At 59.8% G+C, this 18501-nt stretch carries 18 protein-coding genes, 1 tRNA gene and 2 pseudogenes; 15 read left to right on the top strand and 6 right to left on the bottom strand.

The genetic code is table 11. The annotated features are described in order from the left end of the window. The first annotated feature begins 7 nt into the window (after nucleotides 1-7). The 4 genes from BRAGE_RS0108815 to BRAGE_RS0108800 all read left to right on the top strand — a co-directional run bounded on the left by BRAGE_RS0108815 (nucleotide 8) and on the right by BRAGE_RS0108800 (nucleotide 3324). Entirely contained in the window at nucleotides 8-337 is a 330-nt protein-coding gene (locus BRAGE_RS0108815) for a hypothetical protein (RefSeq protein ID WP_027559975.1), read from the top strand. Next, the gene (locus BRAGE_RS0108810) at nucleotides 334-1329 is read left to right on the top strand and encodes a zinc-binding metallopeptidase family protein (protein ID WP_027559976.1); all 996 of its coding nucleotides are present in this window, start codon (nucleotides 334-336) and stop codon (nucleotides 1327-1329) included. Before BRAGE_RS0108815 ends, BRAGE_RS0108810 begins: the two co-directional genes overlap by 4 nt. A gap of 746 nt (nucleotides 1330-2075) precedes the next feature. Further along, nucleotides 2076-2285, top strand: coding sequence for a cold-shock protein (locus tag BRAGE_RS0108805; protein ID WP_027559977.1), 210 nt, complete (start codon nucleotides 2076-2078; stop codon nucleotides 2283-2285). Nucleotides 2286-3084: 799 nt separating this feature from the next. Then, a complete protein-coding gene (locus BRAGE_RS0108800; protein ID WP_016839771.1) occupies nucleotides 3085-3324 on the top strand; it encodes a hypothetical protein in 240 nt (79 codons plus the stop codon). Nucleotides 3325-4796: 1472 nt separating this feature from the next. On the opposite strand, the gene BRAGE_RS0108790 is transcribed toward BRAGE_RS0108800, so the two are convergent. Next, nucleotides 4797-5168 carry a response regulator gene (locus BRAGE_RS0108790; RefSeq protein WP_027559978.1) on the bottom strand — a complete coding sequence of 124 codons (372 nt, stop codon included), beginning with the start codon at nucleotides 5166-5168 and terminating at the stop codon, nucleotides 4797-4799. Further along, on the bottom strand, nucleotides 5161-7338 hold the full coding sequence (locus BRAGE_RS0108785; RefSeq protein WP_027559979.1) for a PAS domain-containing sensor histidine kinase: 2178 nt from the start codon (nucleotides 7336-7338) through the stop codon (nucleotides 5161-5163). The genes BRAGE_RS0108790 and BRAGE_RS0108785 overlap by 8 nt, the downstream gene beginning before the upstream one ends. A gap of 229 nt (nucleotides 7339-7567) precedes the next feature. Between BRAGE_RS0108785 and BRAGE_RS56695 the strand changes: the two are divergent. Then, nucleotides 7568-7803, top strand: a pseudogene (locus BRAGE_RS56695) (hypothetical protein); the annotation flags it as partial. Nucleotides 7804-7937: 134 nt separating this feature from the next. Continuing rightward, a pseudogene (locus tag BRAGE_RS48030) lies at nucleotides 7938-8182 on the top strand (hypothetical protein). Nucleotides 8183-8197: 15 nt separating this feature from the next. On the opposite strand, the gene BRAGE_RS55755 reads toward BRAGE_RS48030, so the two are convergent. Continuing rightward, on the bottom strand, nucleotides 8198-8365 hold the full coding sequence (locus BRAGE_RS55755; RefSeq protein ID WP_167336493.1) for a hypothetical protein: 168 nt from the start codon (nucleotides 8363-8365) through the stop codon (nucleotides 8198-8200). A 111-nt stretch (nucleotides 8366-8476) separates the two neighbouring features. Then, the gene (locus BRAGE_RS52470) at nucleotides 8477-8659 is read right to left on the bottom strand and encodes a hypothetical protein (RefSeq protein WP_084334442.1); all 183 of its coding nucleotides are present in this window, start codon (nucleotides 8657-8659) and stop codon (nucleotides 8477-8479) included. Nucleotides 8660-8779: 120 nt separating this feature from the next. Here BRAGE_RS52470 and BRAGE_RS56690 point away from each other — a divergent pair, with 120 nt between their 5' ends. Together BRAGE_RS56690 and BRAGE_RS0108765 are read left to right on the top strand one after the other, a co-directional pair. Further along, nucleotides 8780-8980: a hypothetical protein gene (locus BRAGE_RS56690; RefSeq protein WP_027559980.1), complete on the top strand. Its 201-nt coding sequence runs from the start codon at nucleotides 8780-8782 to the stop codon at nucleotides 8978-8980. 472 nt (nucleotides 8981-9452) lie between these two features. Continuing rightward, entirely contained in the window at nucleotides 9453-9809 is a 357-nt protein-coding gene (locus tag BRAGE_RS0108765) for a response regulator (RefSeq protein ID WP_027559981.1), read from the top strand. 360 nt (nucleotides 9810-10169) lie between these two features. Here the strand turns inward: BRAGE_RS0108765 and BRAGE_RS0108760 are convergent, their stop codons facing one another. Then, nucleotides 10170-10460 (bottom strand): hypothetical protein, encoded by a 291-nt coding sequence (locus tag BRAGE_RS0108760; protein WP_027559982.1) that lies wholly within the window; start codon nucleotides 10458-10460, stop codon nucleotides 10170-10172. Nucleotides 10461-11167: 707 nt separating this feature from the next. Between BRAGE_RS0108760 and BRAGE_RS56685 the strand changes: the two genes are divergently transcribed. The 7 genes from BRAGE_RS56685 to BRAGE_RS48015 all read left to right on the top strand — a co-directional run bounded on the left by BRAGE_RS56685 (nucleotide 11168) and on the right by BRAGE_RS48015 (nucleotide 18261). Further along, a complete protein-coding gene (locus tag BRAGE_RS56685; RefSeq protein ID WP_231164076.1) occupies nucleotides 11168-11587 on the top strand; it encodes a hypothetical protein in 420 nt (139 codons plus the stop codon). After that, entirely contained in the window at nucleotides 11574-13256 is a 1683-nt protein-coding gene (locus BRAGE_RS0108745; RefSeq protein ID WP_027559983.1) for a DNA polymerase/3'-5' exonuclease PolX, read from the top strand. Before BRAGE_RS56685 ends, BRAGE_RS0108745 begins: the two co-directional genes overlap by 14 nt. 75 nt (nucleotides 13257-13331) lie before the next feature. After that, entirely contained in the window at nucleotides 13332-13817 is a 486-nt protein-coding gene (locus BRAGE_RS56680) for an MOSC domain-containing protein (RefSeq protein WP_051377735.1), read from the top strand. A gap of 106 nt (nucleotides 13818-13923) precedes the next feature. Then, entirely contained in the window at nucleotides 13924-15738 is a 1815-nt protein-coding gene (ligD, locus tag BRAGE_RS0108735; RefSeq protein WP_035729499.1) for a DNA ligase D, read from the top strand. A gap of 6 nt (nucleotides 15739-15744) precedes the next feature. Further along, nucleotides 15745-16242 (top strand): hypothetical protein, encoded by a 498-nt coding sequence (locus tag BRAGE_RS48020; RefSeq protein ID WP_035729496.1) that lies wholly within the window; start codon nucleotides 15745-15747, stop codon nucleotides 16240-16242. Between the two features lie 6 nt (nucleotides 16243-16248). Beyond that, nucleotides 16249-16554, top strand: a complete 306-nt coding sequence (locus tag BRAGE_RS0108720; RefSeq protein ID WP_027559986.1) for a hypothetical protein — start codon at nucleotides 16249-16251, stop codon at nucleotides 16552-16554. Between the two features lie 462 nt (nucleotides 16555-17016). Further along, nucleotides 17017-18261 (top strand): hypothetical protein, encoded by a 1245-nt coding sequence (locus tag BRAGE_RS48015; protein WP_027559987.1) that lies wholly within the window; start codon nucleotides 17017-17019, stop codon nucleotides 18259-18261. 72 nt (nucleotides 18262-18333) lie between these two features. On the opposite strand, the gene BRAGE_RS0108710 is transcribed toward BRAGE_RS48015, so the two are convergent. Next, a tRNA-Gly gene (locus tag BRAGE_RS0108710) sits at nucleotides 18334-18407 on the bottom strand. Between the last annotated feature and the right edge of the window lie 94 nt (nucleotides 18408-18501).

The raw sequence follows: 18501 nt of genomic DNA, 5'->3' as shown, positions 1-18501 counted from the left end.
CCGACCAATGCCGCGAGCGCTCAAGCGCGAATGCTATGACATCGCAGCTGCGATCGCCAGCAGCATGCTCGTTTGCGACGGATCAACCGTCCACATACCTGACCGGAACCCATTTCCAACTGAGGGCTTTCTAAAGGATGAAAATGCGATCCAAAAGATCAAACCCATGTCCGTTCAGCCGGTGCAAGACTGGCTGGCCCAGCCCGTGTCCGACAAGGCGTCCTATCAGGGCGCGCGTCGCACCGTGAGTGAAGCCGACGCTGACATTTTGAGGAAGTGCGCACTAAAGAAGCAGCGCGCGTTGATCGGCACCCTCAATAAACGTGCGCGACCATGAGAGAGTTCAAATGTCCTCATTGTGGGCAGCTTTCAGCTTTCGAGGACTCCGAATGCAATCGGTGTAAGCAGCGCTTGATGTTCGATCCTGAGAATATGGCAATGGTTGGCGCGGAAAGCGCCCTGGAATGCGTCAACCGAAACATCATCGGTTGCAATTGGTGCGCTGTTGCCTCGGCTCCCTACTGCCTGTCCTGCTCCCTGACCCAGGTCATTCCTACCACGCAAAATTCCCATAACGTGTTCCTGTGGACGCGCGTGGAGGAAGCCAAGCGCAGACTGATCTATGACCTGCGAAGGCTCCGCCTACCCATCGCATCCGCGGGTGGATTTCAGCTGGCATTCGAGATTCTGTCCGACGAGCATGGACCGGTCCTGACCGGGCACGAATCCGGCCTGATAACAGTGAACCTTGCGGAGGCCGACGATGTGCAGCGCGAGATCAGGCGCGTTTCATTTCGCGAACCCTATCGCACGCTTCTTGGTCATTTTCGACACGAAATAGGCCACTTCTACTGGAATGCGCTGATACACGAAGGAGGCTTCCTATCGCCCTTTCGGCTGGTGTTCGGCGACGAGACCGAGAATTACCAGGCTGCGCTTGCCGCCTACTACGCCCGTCAAGGTCGGTCCGACGATCCGACAAGTCACATCAGCATGTATGCGACATCTCATCCCTGGGAAGACTGGGCAGAAACCTTCGCCCACTTCTTACATATCGTTTCGACCCTGGATTCGCTGGCGGGACTTCCGCTGTCCTTGGATGCGCGCGCTCAGCACACGCTAAACGACCCCTATCTCGAAAGCGATTTTGGCGCACTTTTGGAGCTGTGGGCCCCGCTCGCACTTACGATCAACCGCCTCAACCGCTCGCTAGGTCTTGCCGACGCGTACCCATTCGACATTTCGCCGGCAGTTAAAGGCAAACTACACCTGGTCCACATGTCGATTTCGGCTTTTAGAAATCGGCAAGTATCAAGGGCGACTGGGTAGGTTGTCGATCGTCGGGAGCTCTATCGGATCTGCTCGCGCTTCCAGCGCTCGAGCAATCTCGCTTGCACAGAGGCACGCTTATCATGGCTCAACGAACCACGCTACGAAGCAAACACCAGGCTATTCACTATTTTGAAGTTGAGGCTTCCTTGATGATAGCTCGCGGTGCCAGACTTGAGAACAATAATCGTAAAGCTGCTCATCCGACAGCTTTAGCCGCTCTCGAAGACTCTTTCTCCCGGAGCGTCTCAGTACGGCGCCGCGCTTACACGCCGCCTTGTCGCCCGGCGAAGAGAGCGAGGCTTCTTGGGCTCCGACCTACACACGAGCTGGACGTTTGCGGCTCCATTCGAGACTAAGCTCAAGGCCGCCAACAAGGCTAAGCGCACACGCCTCGGCCGTACAATATGTCCGTCCGGCGTCCGCTTGCGCATTTCACAGGAACGACTCTCCAGTCCCGAGACTGAAATCGGTCTGTGGCGCGACACCTAAACCATTCCAAGCTGTGTCATCCACGCGGAACGACCAATCGTCTGATCCCCGTAGGCGACGGGCGTGTTCTCGTAATTCTTGACTTTCTCAACTGCTGGTGTATGGTCTCACCATCGATACTGGCCGAACAACTGTTCCGCTTTCGCCTCAGATCTTGCGGCGCGCACGTTTCAGACATTCTCCAACATCGACTAATTGGACACTGGCCGCAGCTCCGCGCGCCGGGCCCTGCGCGCACGCGAAAGGAAAAACTTATGAACACGGGTACAGTGAAGTGGTTTAACTCCCAAAAGGGCTTTGGCTTTATCCAGCCAACGAACGGCAGCAACGACGTCTTCGTTCACATCAGCGCTGTCGAACGCGCCGGTATGGGGACTCTGAGCGAAGGTCAGACGCTGTCTTATGACGTCGTGGCAGACCGTCGTACCGGTAAGTCCGCTGCCGAGAATCTTCGTGCTGCTTAAATAGCAGCACGACAGACCTGTCGCTCGAGCCACGGATGTACTGGCAGAGCTTGTGGTCCTGCCCCGCGCCCGAGCCATCGGGGCGGGGTTTTTCATTGAATCCCGTTACGAAATTTAACGGGCTCGTCTGTGGCTTCGCTTCGACGATCGGCCCTTGTGTCGCTGAGTTACGATTAAGCTGAACCGAGGTCTGCCTCGAAGCTCATCGCGCAGATTCATTTCGGAGTGGCTTGTTTCGTCTTTCAGGTGCATAAATCGGTATGCACGATTCTGATCATCGATCTTGTCGGTGCGGGGCCGTCTATAGCCGAACCGAGGCGATGGCACCTAGCCGGCAGATCGCCAGCTTCGAGTGCTCGGTTTGCGACGCTACGATGGAATCATGGAACACCGCTTGGGTGCCCATCTATAGGCTGATAGTCGGCCCAGTTCGACATTCCTCATCTGAAGGATGACTTCACCTCGCAAATCGAACCGCGGCCTGTGGCAGGAATTGCCGTTCATCGCAGAGTCGTTCGGCAACTTGTTTACTAGCGTCGACGTGACCGCGGACGATCGTCGGACCTTACACAAGCCAAGTCAGGCGCCGACGTTGGTACTCGCAGCCGTTCTGGAAGGCTGGACGGCGGAACTCCTGGTTCGACCCTGAGGGAAGAACAGCAAAGGCTTTCGAGGAGTTGCACCTCACGCGGCGCGATGTTTACAGGCTGTGGCTCAACGAAGTGCGACCACGCCGGCATGTTGACTAGACGCGGCTGCATCCGGAACGTGCTATCCTTGGTGCCAAGCAGGAGATTCAATGAGCATCGTAAAACGTCATCTGGCCGAGCAAGAAGAACGCTTGGTACTAATCGAGGAAATTTGCATCGATACAGGAGCGCTCGTCTTGGATACGGCTACAGACGAAGTCTACTTTTCTGCAGACGAAGCGGCTTACAAGAACGCCTACGTCACCGTGTTTCAAGCCTGGGCGAAGGGCACGATCAAGGGCACAGCGGAACAGATATTCGAGGCAACAAAATCCATTCTTGAGGACTAGGGATTCCACTGGACACCAGGGGCGTCAGATAGAGTCGCGAGCGATGAGGAAGAATTATGCCATATGCCTACAAGCTGAATGAGGACGTTCGCCACCAAGCTCAAGGCCCGCAAGGACGCGCAGCCAGTGAACCTCAGATGATTTACACGATCGTACAGCACATGCCCATCGAGTCTGATGGACGAGTTAGGTATCGCATCAGGTGCAAATCCAAGAACATCGAGCGCGTTGTTACGGAAGATCAGCTCTCGTATTTTCAGTAATCGCAAGCGTCGTCGGACGCTACACTATCCGGCGGCGCAAGGAGGAAAAATGTCATCAGACCGGCGGGAGCTCTATCGGAGCCCAAATGGCGACGCATGGTTCATCGCACGCGAGCCGACAAACGGTTACGCGTTCATCATCCACCAGCCCAATTCGCCCTCTGGCGGCCGGCTATCTCATGTTGAGTTGGGTGAGTTCTTGCGTGACGGGAAGGGACCCGAACAGCAAGCATTGTTGCGTTTGATCGGAACGCTGGTAGAGATACCGCCCTTTGCGTAGGATGCACGCGTTTATTATGGCCGCATCGCATGCAATGCTGGTTCAACAGCTGCTACCAACTTGAAAGCGAGTTGTGAAAGCTCTTGTTGGTAGAGCACGCGTGAGGCCTCCGGCCGCGAAAATACTCGACAGGCCATAAGCGTTCAGAAGCCTACCTGCCGAGAGAACCTCCGCCACCTGCGAGAATAGCGGCTTTGGTTGACGGGAGCTGGATAGTAGAGGTGGTCCCCGTCGGCGTGAGCCCGAAGCGGCAGGCGAGCGCGATTGCAGGAGGAAAACGTTATCAAGTCACTTCGCGTATCCCTGTGATCGGAGCCAGGCGATCCGACGCTCTCCATTCATCCAGTCATCAATATCGGCTTTGCTCGTGAAGCCGGTGATTTCTCGAGGCTCTGCGCCTGGATACTCGGCGACGATAGTCCAATCGCCCTCAGATTTGCGAACCGGTTTGAAGCTCACTTTTATTTTTGCCATGCTGGACCATGCAGGAAACCCCGCGGAAAAGGAACCTCGTCCTCCACAAAAATAGGTAGTTACCCACCAAGTGTCACTGTAATCGGGCTCTCCGCCTGCAAAGACTCCGGGCGTACATTGTCAGCGGCGGCAGGGAATTATTTGCACGCTTGAACAGAGGTAGGACTCGCTATCCTCTGGTACGGATTCGTTGGCAGGCGCCGGGCTGGCGATCCAAACCTGTCATAGACGCACTTGTCCCTGCCAAGCGAGAAGCAGCCCGCCCGAGGGCGCCTTGCCGGCTTCTTGGCCGTCGAAGTGAGCCGAACATGCAGGCTGATCCGGTCTCGGCTAAGAGAGGGACTGCCACTCTCCTGTGGCTCGGAAGCCGCCAAACCTGCGAAAGCTAAAGGTCGCGGCGATCGCGATGCCAGTAATCTCTCCTATGTCTAGCTTCCGCACCCCGCCCCATGGTTTCAGAGCTTGGGACGGAGCAGAAGTGTTCCCAATTTCTCGCTCAATTGCTCGATCGAGAACGGCTTACCGAGCGCGGGCGCATCCCGGAACTCCTCCTCCAGCGGCGGTCCGCCATAGCCCGTGCTAAACAGGAACGGAATTTTTCGATCGCGCAAGATGCGAGCTACGGGAAAAACCAGCTCTCCAGCGAGATTCACGTCAAGGAGCGCCAGATCGAAGGATGTCTTTGTCGCGAGTTCGCAGGCCTTCGATACCTGCGCCGCTGATGCGACCACCTTCAATCCCAATTCTTCAAGCATGTCCTCGATCATGAGGGCGACTAAGCCTTCATCCTCAACGAGAAGAACTCTGGTACCGGAGATCTCAGCCATTGGATGCCGGAAGCATAATGGGAAACACCATGCGGCAGCGTGCGCCCTCTGGCTCGAAGACCAGATCGAACTCGCCTGCCAGGTCATGCTCTATGCAACGCTCCATCAGCCGCGTGCCAAATCCACGCCGCTTGGGAGGCGTAACCGGTGGTCCCCCACGTTCGCGCCATTCGCACTCGAGCGTGCTTTGGTTGTCCCTGCCCACCCGCCAAGTGAGTGACACCGATCCATCAGGCAGGGAGAGCGCGCCGTATTTCACCGCGTTGGTCAGAAGCTCGTTAAAGACCATGGTGACACTCAGCGCCGTGCGCGCGTCCAGATCGACGTGCGGCCCTTCTGTCGCCACCCGCCCGCCAGACACCGGAGCAACGATATCGTCGACCAACTTTTCGAAAGGGGCATCCTGCCAGTTTCGCTGAGTAAGCAGGTCGTGCGCTCGGGCAAACGCAATGAGGCGTCCCGTGAACGTCGGCAGAAACTCCTCTAGATCCGCGGCATGGCGAGCCGTCTGGCTCGCGAGCGACTGCACCGTTGCCAGCGTGTTTTTCACACGGTGGTTCAGCTCGTCAATAAGGACCTTCTGAGCGTTCTCAGCTCGCTTGCGCTCGCTGATGTCGACCAGCATGTTGATAGCTCCGACGAGGTTGCCCGCGGCATCTCGCAGCGGCGTCGGATAAGGAATGAACGGCACACGTCCGCCGTCCGGACGCTCGGCCACCGCCTCGGCACCGCGAACCGGCCGGTTTTCACGCAGCGCTACCGCCATCGGGCATTCGCTGTGCGGCAGCGGCGAGCCGTCAGGCCAATAGAGTTTCCAGGTCACGCACCACTCGTCGCCCGGCTGTGGCGTTCTCCCAGCCATCTCGACGGCGGCACGATTGAAGAAATTGATCCGGCCCTTTGCATCGGTCGTGTAGATCGCTGCCGGCAGCGCCTCGAGAAGATCACGCATACGCTGCTCCCCTTCGCGCAGGCGGTCCTCAAGCTGTTTGGTGGCGGTGACATCCTGGGCGACGCGCACACCGTACAGAAATCGGCCTTCCGTATTGCGCACCGACGAACTGAAAATATCGAGATACCGCACCGACCCGTCAGGCCGGAGTGCACGCTTGCGAAAGGTGTAGTTCGCGATGTCACCGCGCACCTGCCGCGCGTACAGCTCGGCATCCTCGGCCCGGTCATCGGGGTCGGTGTAGTCGAAGAAAGTCATCCCGAGCAGCTCGGCGCGTGAGCGTTCGGCGATCCGGCAAAGAGAGTCATTCACCCGCAAGAAGCGTCCGTTCTCGTCGACCTCGGAAATGCCGACGCTCGCCGCCTCATAAGTTGCAGCGAGCCTGGCTTCACTGGCTTTTCGCGCCTCCTCAGCAGCATGCAATTTGGTCACGTCAATGGTAAAGCAACGCGTGTTGACGAACTTGCCCTCCACGAAGCGACTGTTCGATGTAATCAGCACATGCTTGACTGAGCCGTCACGCGCCCGAAGCCGCGCAGGATAGCGCTCGAGTCGCTCGCCGCATGAGAGGCGCTGAAGGATATCGCCGATAGTCCGAGCGTCGGCATGAAACTCCGCCACATGGCGGCCGATGTACTCCTCGGGTCTGTACCCCAGCATATCCAGTTCGGCGTTGTTGGCGCGAAGGATGATCCCTTCGCCGCTGACGATATGAAGGCCAACGGCACCGTTCTCGAAAAAGTCCTCCAGATCCTGCGTCTTCCGGCGGACTTCCTCCTCGACCTCCTTGCGGCCCGTGATGTCTTGGAAGCAATTGATGGCGCCTTGGATTCGGCCAGAGTGGTCGCGCAAGGCGCGGATATTGACCAAGGCTGAAAACCGAGAGCTGTCCGGCCGCGCCATGACGACTTCGGCATTGCGCGTCGGGGTACCGAGGCGAACGGCGGTGGCCATCGGACAGTCGGCATGTGCAAGCGGCGTTCCATCGACCAGATAAAGTTGATGGGAGCCGCAGAAGCGCTCCTTCTTGGCGATATCAGGTGCTCGTCCCCACAGTTGAACGGCCTCGGCATTGTAGGCGACGAGGACCCCCTCGGCGTCACAGAGGTACACCGCACCGGGAATGGCATCGAGAGCGGCACCACCGGCCGCGACCAGCGCCTCGAACTCCGTCGGCTGACGACGAACGGAGAGCGGAAATTCTTCGACATTCGACATGGAAACTGCTCTCGGGGCGAGAGACGGAGGGCCCGGTCCGAACCCGCTGTTCGAAAAAGGACATGGGCAGACGCCCCACTTGGCCCGCCGAACCTTCCCCAACGCCCCCGGCGCACAACTGTTCCTGAATGCCGTGGCTGGTCCGACTAAAGGGCTAAAAGGACTCGGTCGTTTGTTCCCGTCATATTCTAATGTCCTCATGAGGGACCGACCTGCGAGCTGGCGCATGGTGCTCTGCGAGAGCTGGAATGAACGGACGTCGGCGGATGGTGAGCCGATCGCCCCCTCGCCGACCGTCGATCAACCGTCAAGCGATCAACCGCGGCTTCACTTGGCTTCAGATCGAATGGTGCAAGACGCAACGTCGATCTGGCCGCCCTTCCTCACCCGCCGACCACATTCGTGCACGATTTAGCCAGCCGCCCCCGGTTCAGCAAATGTGCTAAGGTCGGCGGCGTTCTGTAGACGGGAGGCGGTCCAGGCGTTTTGATCGCCATCGATTTTCCTGAGGCCGAGGCCAACGAGCTGCGCGCCGCGATCTCGAAAGGATAATCACGCGGCAGGTATGGGCCGCAACGCGAAGGCAAGGAGTGACCGCGATGGACGTCACTTACTGTGTGGCACTGCCGTTCGTCACGCCGGACGACAGGGTCGCGCCCGGGGAGGCGGTGGAGTGCCTGAGCGCCAACGCCGCGGTCATGCGCGCCGAAGCGCTTTCCCGGAAACCGGGCTGCGCGGGCGCGGTCGCCTTTTCCCGGACCGGAGACCCTTCGAGCGGCGAATTCGGCGATGCCAAGCTGATCAGGAAGTTCGGGAGGTACCTGACGATCTCGGCACGCTCTGACCGAACCGGCTAGGATCATTCCTCGCGCGGCGCGACCACGTCTCCAGGTTCGAGTAGGCTAAGCGCGGTTTCGATCTGCGCGAGCAGTCGTTCGATTTCCACGCGTGCGTTCGGGCCCGGATCGCTCTTGAGCTGCTCCAAGAGCCGCTCCTTCCGCGCAAGCAGCTTTGCGACCGCCGACATCGCATCTCCCCAGGTCTTGGCAACTACAAAACAGTTGGTGCGCCGACGACGAACTTGCCAGTCCTGGCTTTCCGAGGAACGGACGAGGCCACCCTGATTTCTTCTTGACCGCTATTTTGCCGGCGGCCGCAGCGGGCCGTCCACCCACTTCCGGGCGGCGGGATCGTGCAGCGGATCGTCGTCGCACTCGGGGCAGACATAGCGCTCCCCATCTCTGGCGGCTTCATCAGGCACGAGCTTCATCGGCCGCCCACAGTGCGGGCACGGCTTCCGGATAGGGTGCAGCAGCGACATTGGACTCCCCGGCCAGGGAACAGCCTAGTGCCGTTTGCCCGGCGGGCACAAGCGATGTCTTGACGTGAGCCTCGCCGACCATCGAAGATGGGCAGTTCGGTGATGTTGTGGGGTGGCGTCATGGAAGAGTTCTACAGCGGCTTGGCGCAGCAAGCGCGCGACCTGGCGGAGAGGGCAGATCCGTTCACACGCAGAAGGTTGCTCGACTTGGCCAAGAGGTACGACGCCAAGAGCAGGCCCGCCGCCGGCGCCGCCCGGCCGCTGCCACCACCACGCACCAGCCCGCCCTCGACGCTCTTCTCCGGTCCCGGCAAAGCATGAGGAAGGCGGGTCCGCAGAGGTCAGTTGAGACCTCCGCGGCCATACCCGGGCGTCAGCCGGCGCACGAGACCGAAGCGGGCCGCAGGATCTTTCTGGCCGGCTGTACGAAGTACGGCGGCAGCGGAAGCATATCCGAAGCGGAGGGAGCTTCTCCCGCTGCCCCGACGACTCCAGCAGGACGCCTGCACTACGCCACGCTTCGCCTTCTCGCGGCGCCGACGTCGGCGTCCTCCGCCTCTGCGCTACGCCCTGATGGAACAATTGCTCGCCGCGCCCGGTCCTCCAGGGCCACCTTCATCGATGGTGCGGTGATCGCAAGGTCGCAGAACCCGAGCGAGGTCTGAAAGGACTTGAGGCTTCTTGAGATCGCTTGAACTATCCAGTCGCGCTCGCCCGGCGCGCTTCGTCAGGAACGACAACGCAAATTCGCCGTTCGACCTGCGTAGCGAATGTTATCCCAAGCGAGCCGCCAGTGAGCGTACTTCTCGTCGAGGACGATCCCCTGATCCGTGAGTTTGTCGTCGAAGCGCTGCGCGATGCAGGCTATCACGTGATCCACGCAAGCACCGGTGAGGAGGCGTTGGAGTGGTGCAAGCGGCAGGTCGCAGACGTGTTGGTCACTGACGTCAGGCTGCCCGGAAAGCTAGACGGTTGGCAGATCGCGGAACGCTGCCGCGATAGGGATCCGGGACTGCCTGTCATCTACGCGACAGGCTACTCGCCCACTACACCGCATCCCGTGCCGGGCAGCCGCATCGTGAAGAAGCCCTTCCATCCCGACGAGATCGTTCGAATGGTAAAGGAGCTCGGCAGCGGCCGGCGCGTGTAGCCCGACTAGGCTCGTCCCTGCTCGGCGGCTCGGCGCGGGTTTCGCCGTTCAGGAGAGGGCTCTGAGCCGGAGCGTCTTGCCTGTCTCGGTTTCGGCCAAAGCTCCAGGCGGCCGATCAGATAGCCTTGCATCTCATCGCATCGCTCCTGCAGGAGGAGCGACACTGCGCGTTCGCGAAAGTAAGCTGAAAAGCAGATCAACAAGCTAGGGCAGGATGCCGAACGCTAAGTAAGGTGTCTGGCGTCCTGGAGCTTAACGGGCCTGCTGCAATTGCGAAGGAGCGCGCCCGTCGAGCGTATCCTGAAGAAGCCCTGCCATCCAGGCGAGACGGATGGCGAGGGGCTCGGCGGGCGACTACCATCACTTGCGATCAGGCTCCTTGGCAGGCGGACCGCTCTTGTTACCCGGCAGACCTTTGATGTTGGAGGTGTCTTGCTGCTGGACTGTCGGATTCTGCTGGTTCGAGCTGGCGCCGACGGTCTCTCCCGGCTTGGCGGCTGGACCATTCTTGTTTCCTGGCTGTCCCGCTATGCCAGCGCCCGAATTCTGCGCGCTCGGAGCGCCGGAGACGTCCGGCTTCGTCGTCTGTGCAAATGCGGCGGGGGCTGAAAGCGCCAGAGCAAAGACCAGCGCGCTCGCAATGGACCTCATGTGAATCCTCCTCTGAAGGAATTCGGAAGCGCGGGTTGCGACTACCTTCACCTCGAACGTCGTGTTGCCTCGCGCGTTCCTACCATTCGCGGCGAGGTGGTTCTTCTTTGCGCTGAACCTGGTCGTCAGCGCCCCCTGGGATCAACGTGCGCGGTCCTCGAACAAGCGATGGGCTGATGCCCTTAGCTAAAACTGGCACGCCAGAGAACTGGCACTCTGCCCTCCGATCTTGGTCGCTCGGAGAGCCAATCGACCCTCGCTCACCCCTCGATCAAGCGGTCAATGGCAGGTGCATTGCACAACTTGTCGTTTAAAACCGCAGCAATCCGAACATGAAAAGCAGCACAACAGTGACGAATGTAGAGATCAGCAGCGAGCCGAGACAGCCCAAGCGGTTCGAGAAGAAGAAGAACATGTTTCAGCCCGCCATGATGTTGCACGCCCAAGCACCATCGGCACCAGCGTTCGGGAAGGCCTGTCGCGTTGCCCCTTGTTAGTCGCCAACAAGCGTACCGATCAGCTGGAGCAGGGCCTAGTGTTCGGGCCCGTTTGCGCCAGCACGCAGGAATTGTCCGATCTCGGTCCGCGAGGTTCGTCCGCCAGAGCAGACATTCGGCTCGTGCTCCACCATTGGGACACCCGATTGCGTATGTCGGACTAGCCGCCAAACATCACCATTCGCGCTTTCGTAGAGAACTCTCGCGGTCATGCCTCTCAACATCTCTGGTTTGACGGTGTTCCTGGAGCGGGTAGGTAAGAACCAATTCTGGGGTTCGAAGTTGAATCCACCTATGTCAGACGCTGTTGATTACTTCCGCGCCTACGCTATCCGGGCCTTGTGCAAGGCTCGGGCGATGCCTCGCGGAAGGATGAAGCAGCTGCAGACCGTGGTTGGGCGGATCTACCACCTGCTCACGAAGGAGGCCGCGTACGGGCCGAACCTACATCATTTGGACGACTTCCGGACGGCGAAGAAGCTCGAGATGTCGCTAGATGACGGCCTCAGGGGCAAGGAGCAGTCGGACCTCCAGGGATCCGCTGGGCGCATCGTGTCCCGCGAGGGTGTGCAAGTGGGTCTTACAAGAAAACTGAGCCAGAACGGAGACGGATTGAGTGGCCGCCGCTGATTCACGAACCGTGGCCAAGCTCTTACGAGAATATGCGCAGCGGATTGCGTTGCGCGGGGGTAATCCGTATCGCGCCAAGGCATATTCCCGGGCTGCGGACAGTCTCGCTGCGCTCGCGGTCCCGCTCCACGTCTTGATTGAGGAGGATCGCCTAACCGAAATTCCGGGCGTGGGCGATGCTATCGCCGACATCATCACGAAGCTGCATCGGACAGGTACCCATCCCAGTTTGCAAAAGCTACGCAAGGAAATTCCCGGGGGCGTTCTCGAGCTATTGACTGTCCCGGGCTTGCGGCCGGACAAGGTGCTTCGGCTGCACAAGGCTCTCGGGATATCTTCCCTTGCAGAATTGGAAACCGCAGCGAGGCAGGATCGCATCAAGAAGGCCAAAGGGCTGGGGGCAGCGCTGCAGACCAAGATCCTGCAGAATCTCGCGATCGCGAAGAGCGGCGAAGGCCATTTTCATCTGCACCGCGCCGCCGCCCTGCTCGAACACGGCAAGATATCGCTTCAGAACGCGCGGCCCGACCTGAAGCACGTTACCTTCGCCGGCGATTTTCGGCGCGGGTGCGAACTCGTCGCCGACCTCGCCCTGGTCGCCGAAGCTCAGTCTGCGGAGGACGGGCAGACTGCCGTCGATGCAGGTGGGCTCAGGTTACATCTCACAGACCGGAAGCATTTTGGCGCAGCACTGCTGCACGCCACAGGTTCGGCCGAGCATATCGCGCAGCTCCGGATGCTCGCGGAACGGAAAGGCATGAAGCTCGATACCAACGGCCTTCGGAAGGGCCGCCGCCTGATCTCCGCCAACGAACGGGACATCTACGATGCGCTCGGGCTTCCCTTCATCGAGCCCGAATTGCGCGAGGGACGCGGCGAGATTGAGCGTGCCTCGAAGGGAAAGCTGCCGACCCTCGTCACCGACCAGGACCTGCACGGAATCCTGCATTGCCACACAGATGCCTCCGACGGGACCGAGACCCTCGAGACCATGGCAAAAGCCACGCTGAAGCGCGGCTTCGAATATTTCGGCGCCGCCGATCACTCGAAGTCTGCGCACTACGCCGGAGGCCTCTCACTGGAGGAGATCAAGGAGCAGCATCGGGAAGCCGACCGGCTCAATAAGAAGTTCGGCAAAGACTTTCGGATCTTGAAAGGGATCGAATCCGACATCCTGGCAGACGGATCGCTCGACTATCCTGACCACGTCCTGGAAAGCTTCGACTTCGTGGTCGCCAGCATCCATGGACGTTTCAAGCTGGATAGGAAAGCCCAGACCGAACGCTTGCTCCGCGCCATCGCCAATCCCTACACCACCATCATCGGCCATATGACCGGCCGCCAGCTCCAGCGCCGGCCGGGGTACGAGATCGACGTCGAAAAAGTGCTTCGCGCCTGCGCCAAGCACGACGTCGCCGTCGAGATCAACGCGCATCCGTGGCGGCTGGATCTGGACTGGCGCTGGCATCAGGCGGCACTCAACTTCGGCTGCATGATGAGCATCAATCCCGACGCGCACTCGATTGCTGAGCTCGATCACATGCATTGGGGTGTCGAGATGGCGCGAAAAGGCGGCGTGCCGGCGAACCGGGTGCTGAATGCCATGCCGCTAACGGAAATCACGCGCTACCTTCGCCAGCGACGGCGCGCCTTTGCCCGTGCGGCCTGACGCAGAAAGGCGGGCCTGGTTCTCGAACGCATCGTCGTGGCCGTGTCGGCAGATCGCGGACACCGGTTCAGCAAGATGCCGCAGCCCGACATCTTCTTGGTGGAAGGCCATGGTGTCGAAGGTGACGCGCACGCCGGACCTTACGTTCGCCACAGATATCTCGCCCGAAGGGAGCCCCGCCTGCCCAATATGCGACAGGCTCACCTGATCCCGTCCGAGCTATTCGGCAAACTACTGAGATGCGGCTACGACGTCGGTGCGGGAGACCTCGGCGAGAACATCACGACGAGCGGCCTCGACCTCGAGGCGCTGCCGCTGGGGACGGTAATCCTGCTCGGACCGACGGCCTCCGTGGAACTGACCGGGCTTCGAACTCCCTGCGTGCTGATCGATCGCTTCCGGCCCGGCCTGAAACGACACGTCCTGTCACCTGAGAAAACGGGTCCGGCCTTCAGATGCGGAGTGATGGCCGTAGTTAGAATCCGCGGACGCGTCGCTGCGGGCGATGTTGCGCGGGTGGTCCTGCCCAACCCTCCTCATCGGGCTCTCCCGCCCATATAGCTCCTCGGCCCGAAGACCTGGCCAGCCGCGACGAAGCGCGATCGCGTTCACCAGCGGCGGCTCGTTTCCAGGAGGGAACGAATCGGCCCGGAGGCGTTGAATCCGCATGTGTGCTGTAGCGTTGCGTCAGTCTCGCTCGGGAGTATCGCGCGTCGCTGGCGCGCGCAAAGCTGCTATTCCAGGTTACATCGACCCTTGTGATCCCACGTTGCGCGAGACTCCACCGCGCGGCCAGGGTTGGGTCTATGAGATCAAGGCCGATGGTTACCGCGCGCAGCTACACCTCGATGATGGTGACGTCAAAGTGTATTCGCGCACGGGCTACGACTGGACCGAGCAGTTCTCGTCAATCGCCGCAGCGGCGCACCAGTTGAAAGCAAACAGTGCCATCGTCGACGGCGAAGCCGTGGTGTACGGCAGCGGCGGATTACCGGACTTTCAGCGGCTCCGGCGCGAGCTGGGCAAGAAGCGCAGCGAGCGCGTCCGCTACCACGCATTCGACCTGCTCTACCTTGATGGTTACGATCTGCGTGACGTTGTATACGAAGAACGCAAGCGCTTATTGCAGGCCCTGCTCAAGCATGCGCCCGAGACCTTCATCTATGTCGAAAGCTTGGAAGCCGATGGCGACCGCATCTTCCACAATGGGTGTGAGCTGGGCTTGGAAGGGCTCATCGCCAAACGGCTGGGACAACCTTACCGCTCAGGCCGGCAAGAGACCTGGATCAAGCTGAAGTGCAAGAAGAGCGAGACCTTTCCGATCGTGGCTTTCGTGGAGAAGCTTGGCGCCCATCCTCGCAAGATCGCCTCCCTGTACGTCGGCCGTCGTGAAAACGGCAAGCTCGTCTATGCCGGCAAAGTCCGCACCGGCTATACGGAGACCGCCGCGCGTGAGTTGCGCGAGCGGCTGGATCCATTGATCCGGCGGACGTCGCCGCTGGATGTCAAAGTCAAAAAGCCGAAGGCCACTTGGATCGAGCCGACGGTCGACGCTGAAGTCGAGTTCGGCGCGCTAACGGACGACGGCCTGCTGCGCGAGGCGGTGTTCAAGGGACTCCGCGACGACCTCGTCGTGAGGACGGTCAGGGCCCCCCGGCTGGTCCCCTCCCCCTCCGGACGGCCGAAGCTCGGAGTCCCCAAGGAAAACATCCTGCAACTGGTGCCCGACGCCGTCGTCCCCTCGAAGCAAGAGCTCGCAGAGTACTGGAAACGTGTTTGGAGGAAGGCGCTGCCGCACCTTGCCAATCGTCCGCTCAAGCTCGTCCGGCACGTCCACGGCACCACGTTCTACCACAAGGGGCCACTTCCGAAGGAAATTCCAGAGGCCGTGCACCAGCTCCGGATCCAAAAGCGCGAAGGCGGCCAAGGCACACGCCTGTGGGTCGACAGCCTTGACGGCCTGCTCGGCTTGGTCGAGATCGGGGCCATCGAGCTGCACCCGTGGAATTCGACGGTGGAGGATTTCGAGCATGCCGATCGTATCGTGATCGATCTCGATCCAGGAGATCGCATTGAATGGGAGATGGTCGCCAACACCGCTCTCGAACTCCGCGCGGCCATGAAACGTCAGGGCTTCGACACTTGGCCGAAGTTGACCGGAGGCAAGGGTATCCATTTGATGGCGCCGCTTAGTGAACCCATACTGCACGATCAGGCGCATCAAATTGCACGAGGCCTCGTCTCTGACTTCGCAGCGCGCAACCCCGCGCGCTATATCCTCTCGGCACAGGCCAAGCGCAGCGGGCGAATCTTCCTCGACTATCTTCGCAACGGGCGCGGCACTACCGCGGTCGGCACCTACTCGCCGCGCGCGCGTGCTGGCTTTCCGATTGCCGCGCCTGTCACCTGGACTCGCATCGAGAGTGGCATCGATCCGGATGCCTTCACGATGGACAATCCATTCCGCGCGAGGCGGAGGTAAGCAGCCATGAGCGACGCGTTCGACCAATTCTCGCAATGGCGAGACAAGCCGCCCGGCAGCAGGCTCGCAATATCAAACCAGATATACGGCGCGGTGATGTCTTTGCCGGAAGCCGAGCGCACAAGCCGGGAGGCGGTCAACGCGGCCGCCGAGAACTGGGCCGAGTTGCGCCGACGTGGACAAACCGTCTGGGTCTACCTGAACGACTTCGAGCACGGACACCAACGAAAGCCGGGCGATTCGGATTGGGTCAAGCTCTTCGGCTCGGATGACGCTGCCGACAGGTGGCTCCAGAAACACGATCCGGAAGGCGTCGCCTGGGAATACAAGGTCGAAGAGGCACCGCGACGAGCCGCCCTTTGGATCTATCTTGCGGATGAGCACTCCAGCGCGATCGGAGACCCTGCTTGGGCTAAGCTGTTTGCCTCCAGGCAAGCTGCAGAACAATGGCTGGAGCAGAACGCTTCCGACGGCACGATTTGGAATTATCCACTCGAGGAGTAAGAAGACGTGAGCACGTTCGTTGACAGCTCAGTATGGTTTGTCGCCGCCTGCAAGCGCTATCGCAACAATGAACTCGCCAAGTCGATACTACTCAGCATCGATCGCTGCATGCTCACTGACCACGTCTTGGTTCAGACGTGGCAATTGCTCAACGCGCAGTTCGGCATGAGCGCCGCGGAGACGTTCATCTTCTCGAGGCGGCGGCACGGTTCCGTCCTGTTCCTGGCGCCGCTTGTGCTCACATTGGCCTGCGCAGGATTTTTCTGGATCTCCCGATGCATGTCGTGCATACGCCGCCTTCTAACCACCTGATAAACTTGAACTCTCGGTCCAATCCATCAGGGGGAAGTTTAAGCTAGTTTCCGCGTACAATAGCGACTACGTCCAAGTTCACTTCACCGCTTTTACTATCTCAACGAAATATGATCACTAACCTCTCCTGTGATCGCTCTTCCTTACTTCAAATCTAGATCCCTTCAGATGCTCCACCATGCTCCAAGCTTTCTCTATTTTCAGTGGAGCGATGACTACGGCCCATGATTGAATGAATTACCAATTGCCGCTTCGCTCCCGTACCGTGCCGGCTTGGATGTCGCGAGTCCGATTCACTGAAGCAGACATTAAGCGCGCTGTTAGAGGTATTCTCGACAGTGGTGCGAAAGTCGCGCGTGTCGAAATTTGGCCTGACGGACGGATTTGTGTGTTGATACAGGGAGAAAGATCGACTCCAATAGATCCTAAGGACGATCCGGAGGTGTCTAGGAGTTTGCTGTGATGAGGGTGGGACGTTCGGCGCTGCCGCTGCCTCGCTACACAAGGCGCAAACGCCTTCGGAAAGGTACATTTGCGTATTTTTTCGACGTGCCAACGTGGGCGCGTAAAAAAGGTTGTCCGGTCAAGAACGAACCGCTCGGCGCCGATTACGATCTGGCCGTGCAGCGCGCCGAGAAGATCTTGCTGCCTGCGTTCGACAGCTGGCTAACGGGGGGCGATGATGCGAATCCCGTGGGCATTGGAGTGGTGATCGGAACGCTGGATTGGATGTTTCACGAGTATCGTCGAACATGGAAACAGAAGACGGCAAAGCGTTTGCAGCCTTTGAGCCCCGGTCAATGCCGCGTGCATGAGACCGGCATTAAAATGATCTGCGAATACCTGTTGAAGGACGGGAGGCGACTTGGCGCGTTGCGCGTCTCGAGCATCGATACGGCATTTGCTGACGATTTGTTCGAGAAACTGCTCTACAAGAATGTCGACGGTGAGAAGATCGAACGCCGGACGACCGTGAACCACGCGATGAAGACCGCCCGCGGTGCGTGGAACACGATCTCACGGGCGCACCCTCATCTGTTTCCGCCGAAGAACCCATTTGAGAAAATGGGCCTGCAATCCACCTCGCGCGAAACACCGCATGCCAATTTTGAAGAGTTAGCGGCGTTCCGTGCAAAAGCGATCGAGTTGGGCTATCCGTCATTAGCAACGGGTGTCCTGATCGGCTGGGAATGGCTGCAGCGTAAGGCCCATATCTTCATCCGGTTTATGGCGGAGCACTACCGGCCTGATAGCCGCCCGAACCATGTCTATGTCATCAACTACAAGACGAGCACGGGCTCGTGGGAGCCGCTCTTCGACAGGAAGGGTAAGCCGCTCTATCCCCTGCTGATGGCAGAGCTCGACGCCATGAAAGCATTGCGGCCGACGGGCGGCCTCATGCTGCGCCGAGATGGCAGTAGTTTACCCTGGAGCGGCAAGGGCGAGATGCTGACTCAAGTCGAACGTATTTCGAAGAAGATCATTCTGGCCGCGGGTTTGCGTCCTGAGCTGACTTTCACGTCGTTTGGCAGGCATGGCGGGACCACCGAGGCGAGCACGTCCGGCCTCACAGAAACGCAGCTGATGCAGAAGGGACAATGGTCATCGACCAAGGCGATGGCGCACTACCTCCATCACGACGACGAGGCAAAGCAGGACGCGCAGATCAAGCGCATCAGGCGGCGCAAGCAAGCGGCCAGAAAGTGAACATTTGTCGGAATGGATTCCGCGGTCTTGTCGGAATGGAAATTAATATGTCCGATAAGTACTTGAAAACATTGGAGCGGGTGAAGGGAATCGAACCCTCGTATTCAGCTTGGAAGGCTGCTGCTCTACCATTGAGCTACACCCGCATCGGTCGATCACCTAACACGGCCGGTTGGCGGTCTCAACTGCCGCTGGCCGGTCTTTCCCGCCTCTCGACCGGGCTTGTTCCCCTCTCCTGGC

The sequence above is a fragment of the Bradyrhizobium genosp. SA-4 str. CB756 genome (assembly GCF_000473125.1).
GTDB lineage: Bacteria > Pseudomonadota > Alphaproteobacteria > Rhizobiales > Xanthobacteraceae > Bradyrhizobium > Bradyrhizobium arachidis.
This window is presented reverse-complemented; position numbering and strand designations above follow the sequence as displayed.

Bases quoted from the DNA above. Each gene is read 5' to 3' on its own strand.
- BRAGE_RS56685 (WP_231164076.1), top strand. From the start codon at position 11,168: ATGCCTCTCAACATCTCTGGTTTGACGGTGTTCCTGGAGCGGGTAGGT.
- ligD (WP_035729499.1), top strand. From the start codon at position 13,924: ATGTGTGCTGTAGCGTTGCGTCAGTCTCGCTCGGGAGTATCGCGCGTC.
- BRAGE_RS0108760 (WP_027559982.1), bottom strand. From the start codon at position 10,460: ATGAGGTCCATTGCGAGCGCGCTGGTCTTTGCTCTGGCGCTTTCAGCC.
- BRAGE_RS52470 (WP_084334442.1), bottom strand. From the start codon at position 8,659: ATGTCGCTGCTGCACCCTATCCGGAAGCCGTGCCCGCACTGTGGGCGG.
- BRAGE_RS56690 (WP_027559980.1), top strand. From the start codon at position 8,780: ATGGAAGAGTTCTACAGCGGCTTGGCGCAGCAAGCGCGCGACCTGGCG.
- BRAGE_RS0108800 (WP_016839771.1), top strand. From the start codon at position 3,085: ATGAGCATCGTAAAACGTCATCTGGCCGAGCAAGAAGAACGCTTGGTA.
- BRAGE_RS56680 (WP_051377735.1), top strand. From the start codon at position 13,332: ATGCCGCAGCCCGACATCTTCTTGGTGGAAGGCCATGGTGTCGAAGGT.
- BRAGE_RS0108785 (WP_027559979.1), bottom strand. From the start codon at position 7,338: ATGTCGAATGTCGAAGAATTTCCGCTCTCCGTTCGTCGTCAGCCGACG.
- BRAGE_RS0108810 (WP_027559976.1), top strand. From the start codon at position 334: ATGAGAGAGTTCAAATGTCCTCATTGTGGGCAGCTTTCAGCTTTCGAG.
- BRAGE_RS55755 (WP_167336493.1), bottom strand. From the start codon at position 8,365: ATGTCGGCGGTCGCAAAGCTGCTTGCGCGGAAGGAGCGGCTCTTGGAG.
- BRAGE_RS0108790 (WP_027559978.1), bottom strand. From the start codon at position 5,168: ATGGCTGAGATCTCCGGTACCAGAGTTCTTCTCGTTGAGGATGAAGGC.
- BRAGE_RS48015 (WP_027559987.1), top strand. From the start codon at position 17,017: ATGAGGGTGGGACGTTCGGCGCTGCCGCTGCCTCGCTACACAAGGCGC.
- BRAGE_RS0108815 (WP_027559975.1), top strand. From the start codon at position 8: ATGCCGCGAGCGCTCAAGCGCGAATGCTATGACATCGCAGCTGCGATC.
- BRAGE_RS0108805 (WP_027559977.1), top strand. From the start codon at position 2,076: ATGAACACGGGTACAGTGAAGTGGTTTAACTCCCAAAAGGGCTTTGGC.
- BRAGE_RS48020 (WP_035729496.1), top strand. From the start codon at position 15,745: ATGAGCGACGCGTTCGACCAATTCTCGCAATGGCGAGACAAGCCGCCC.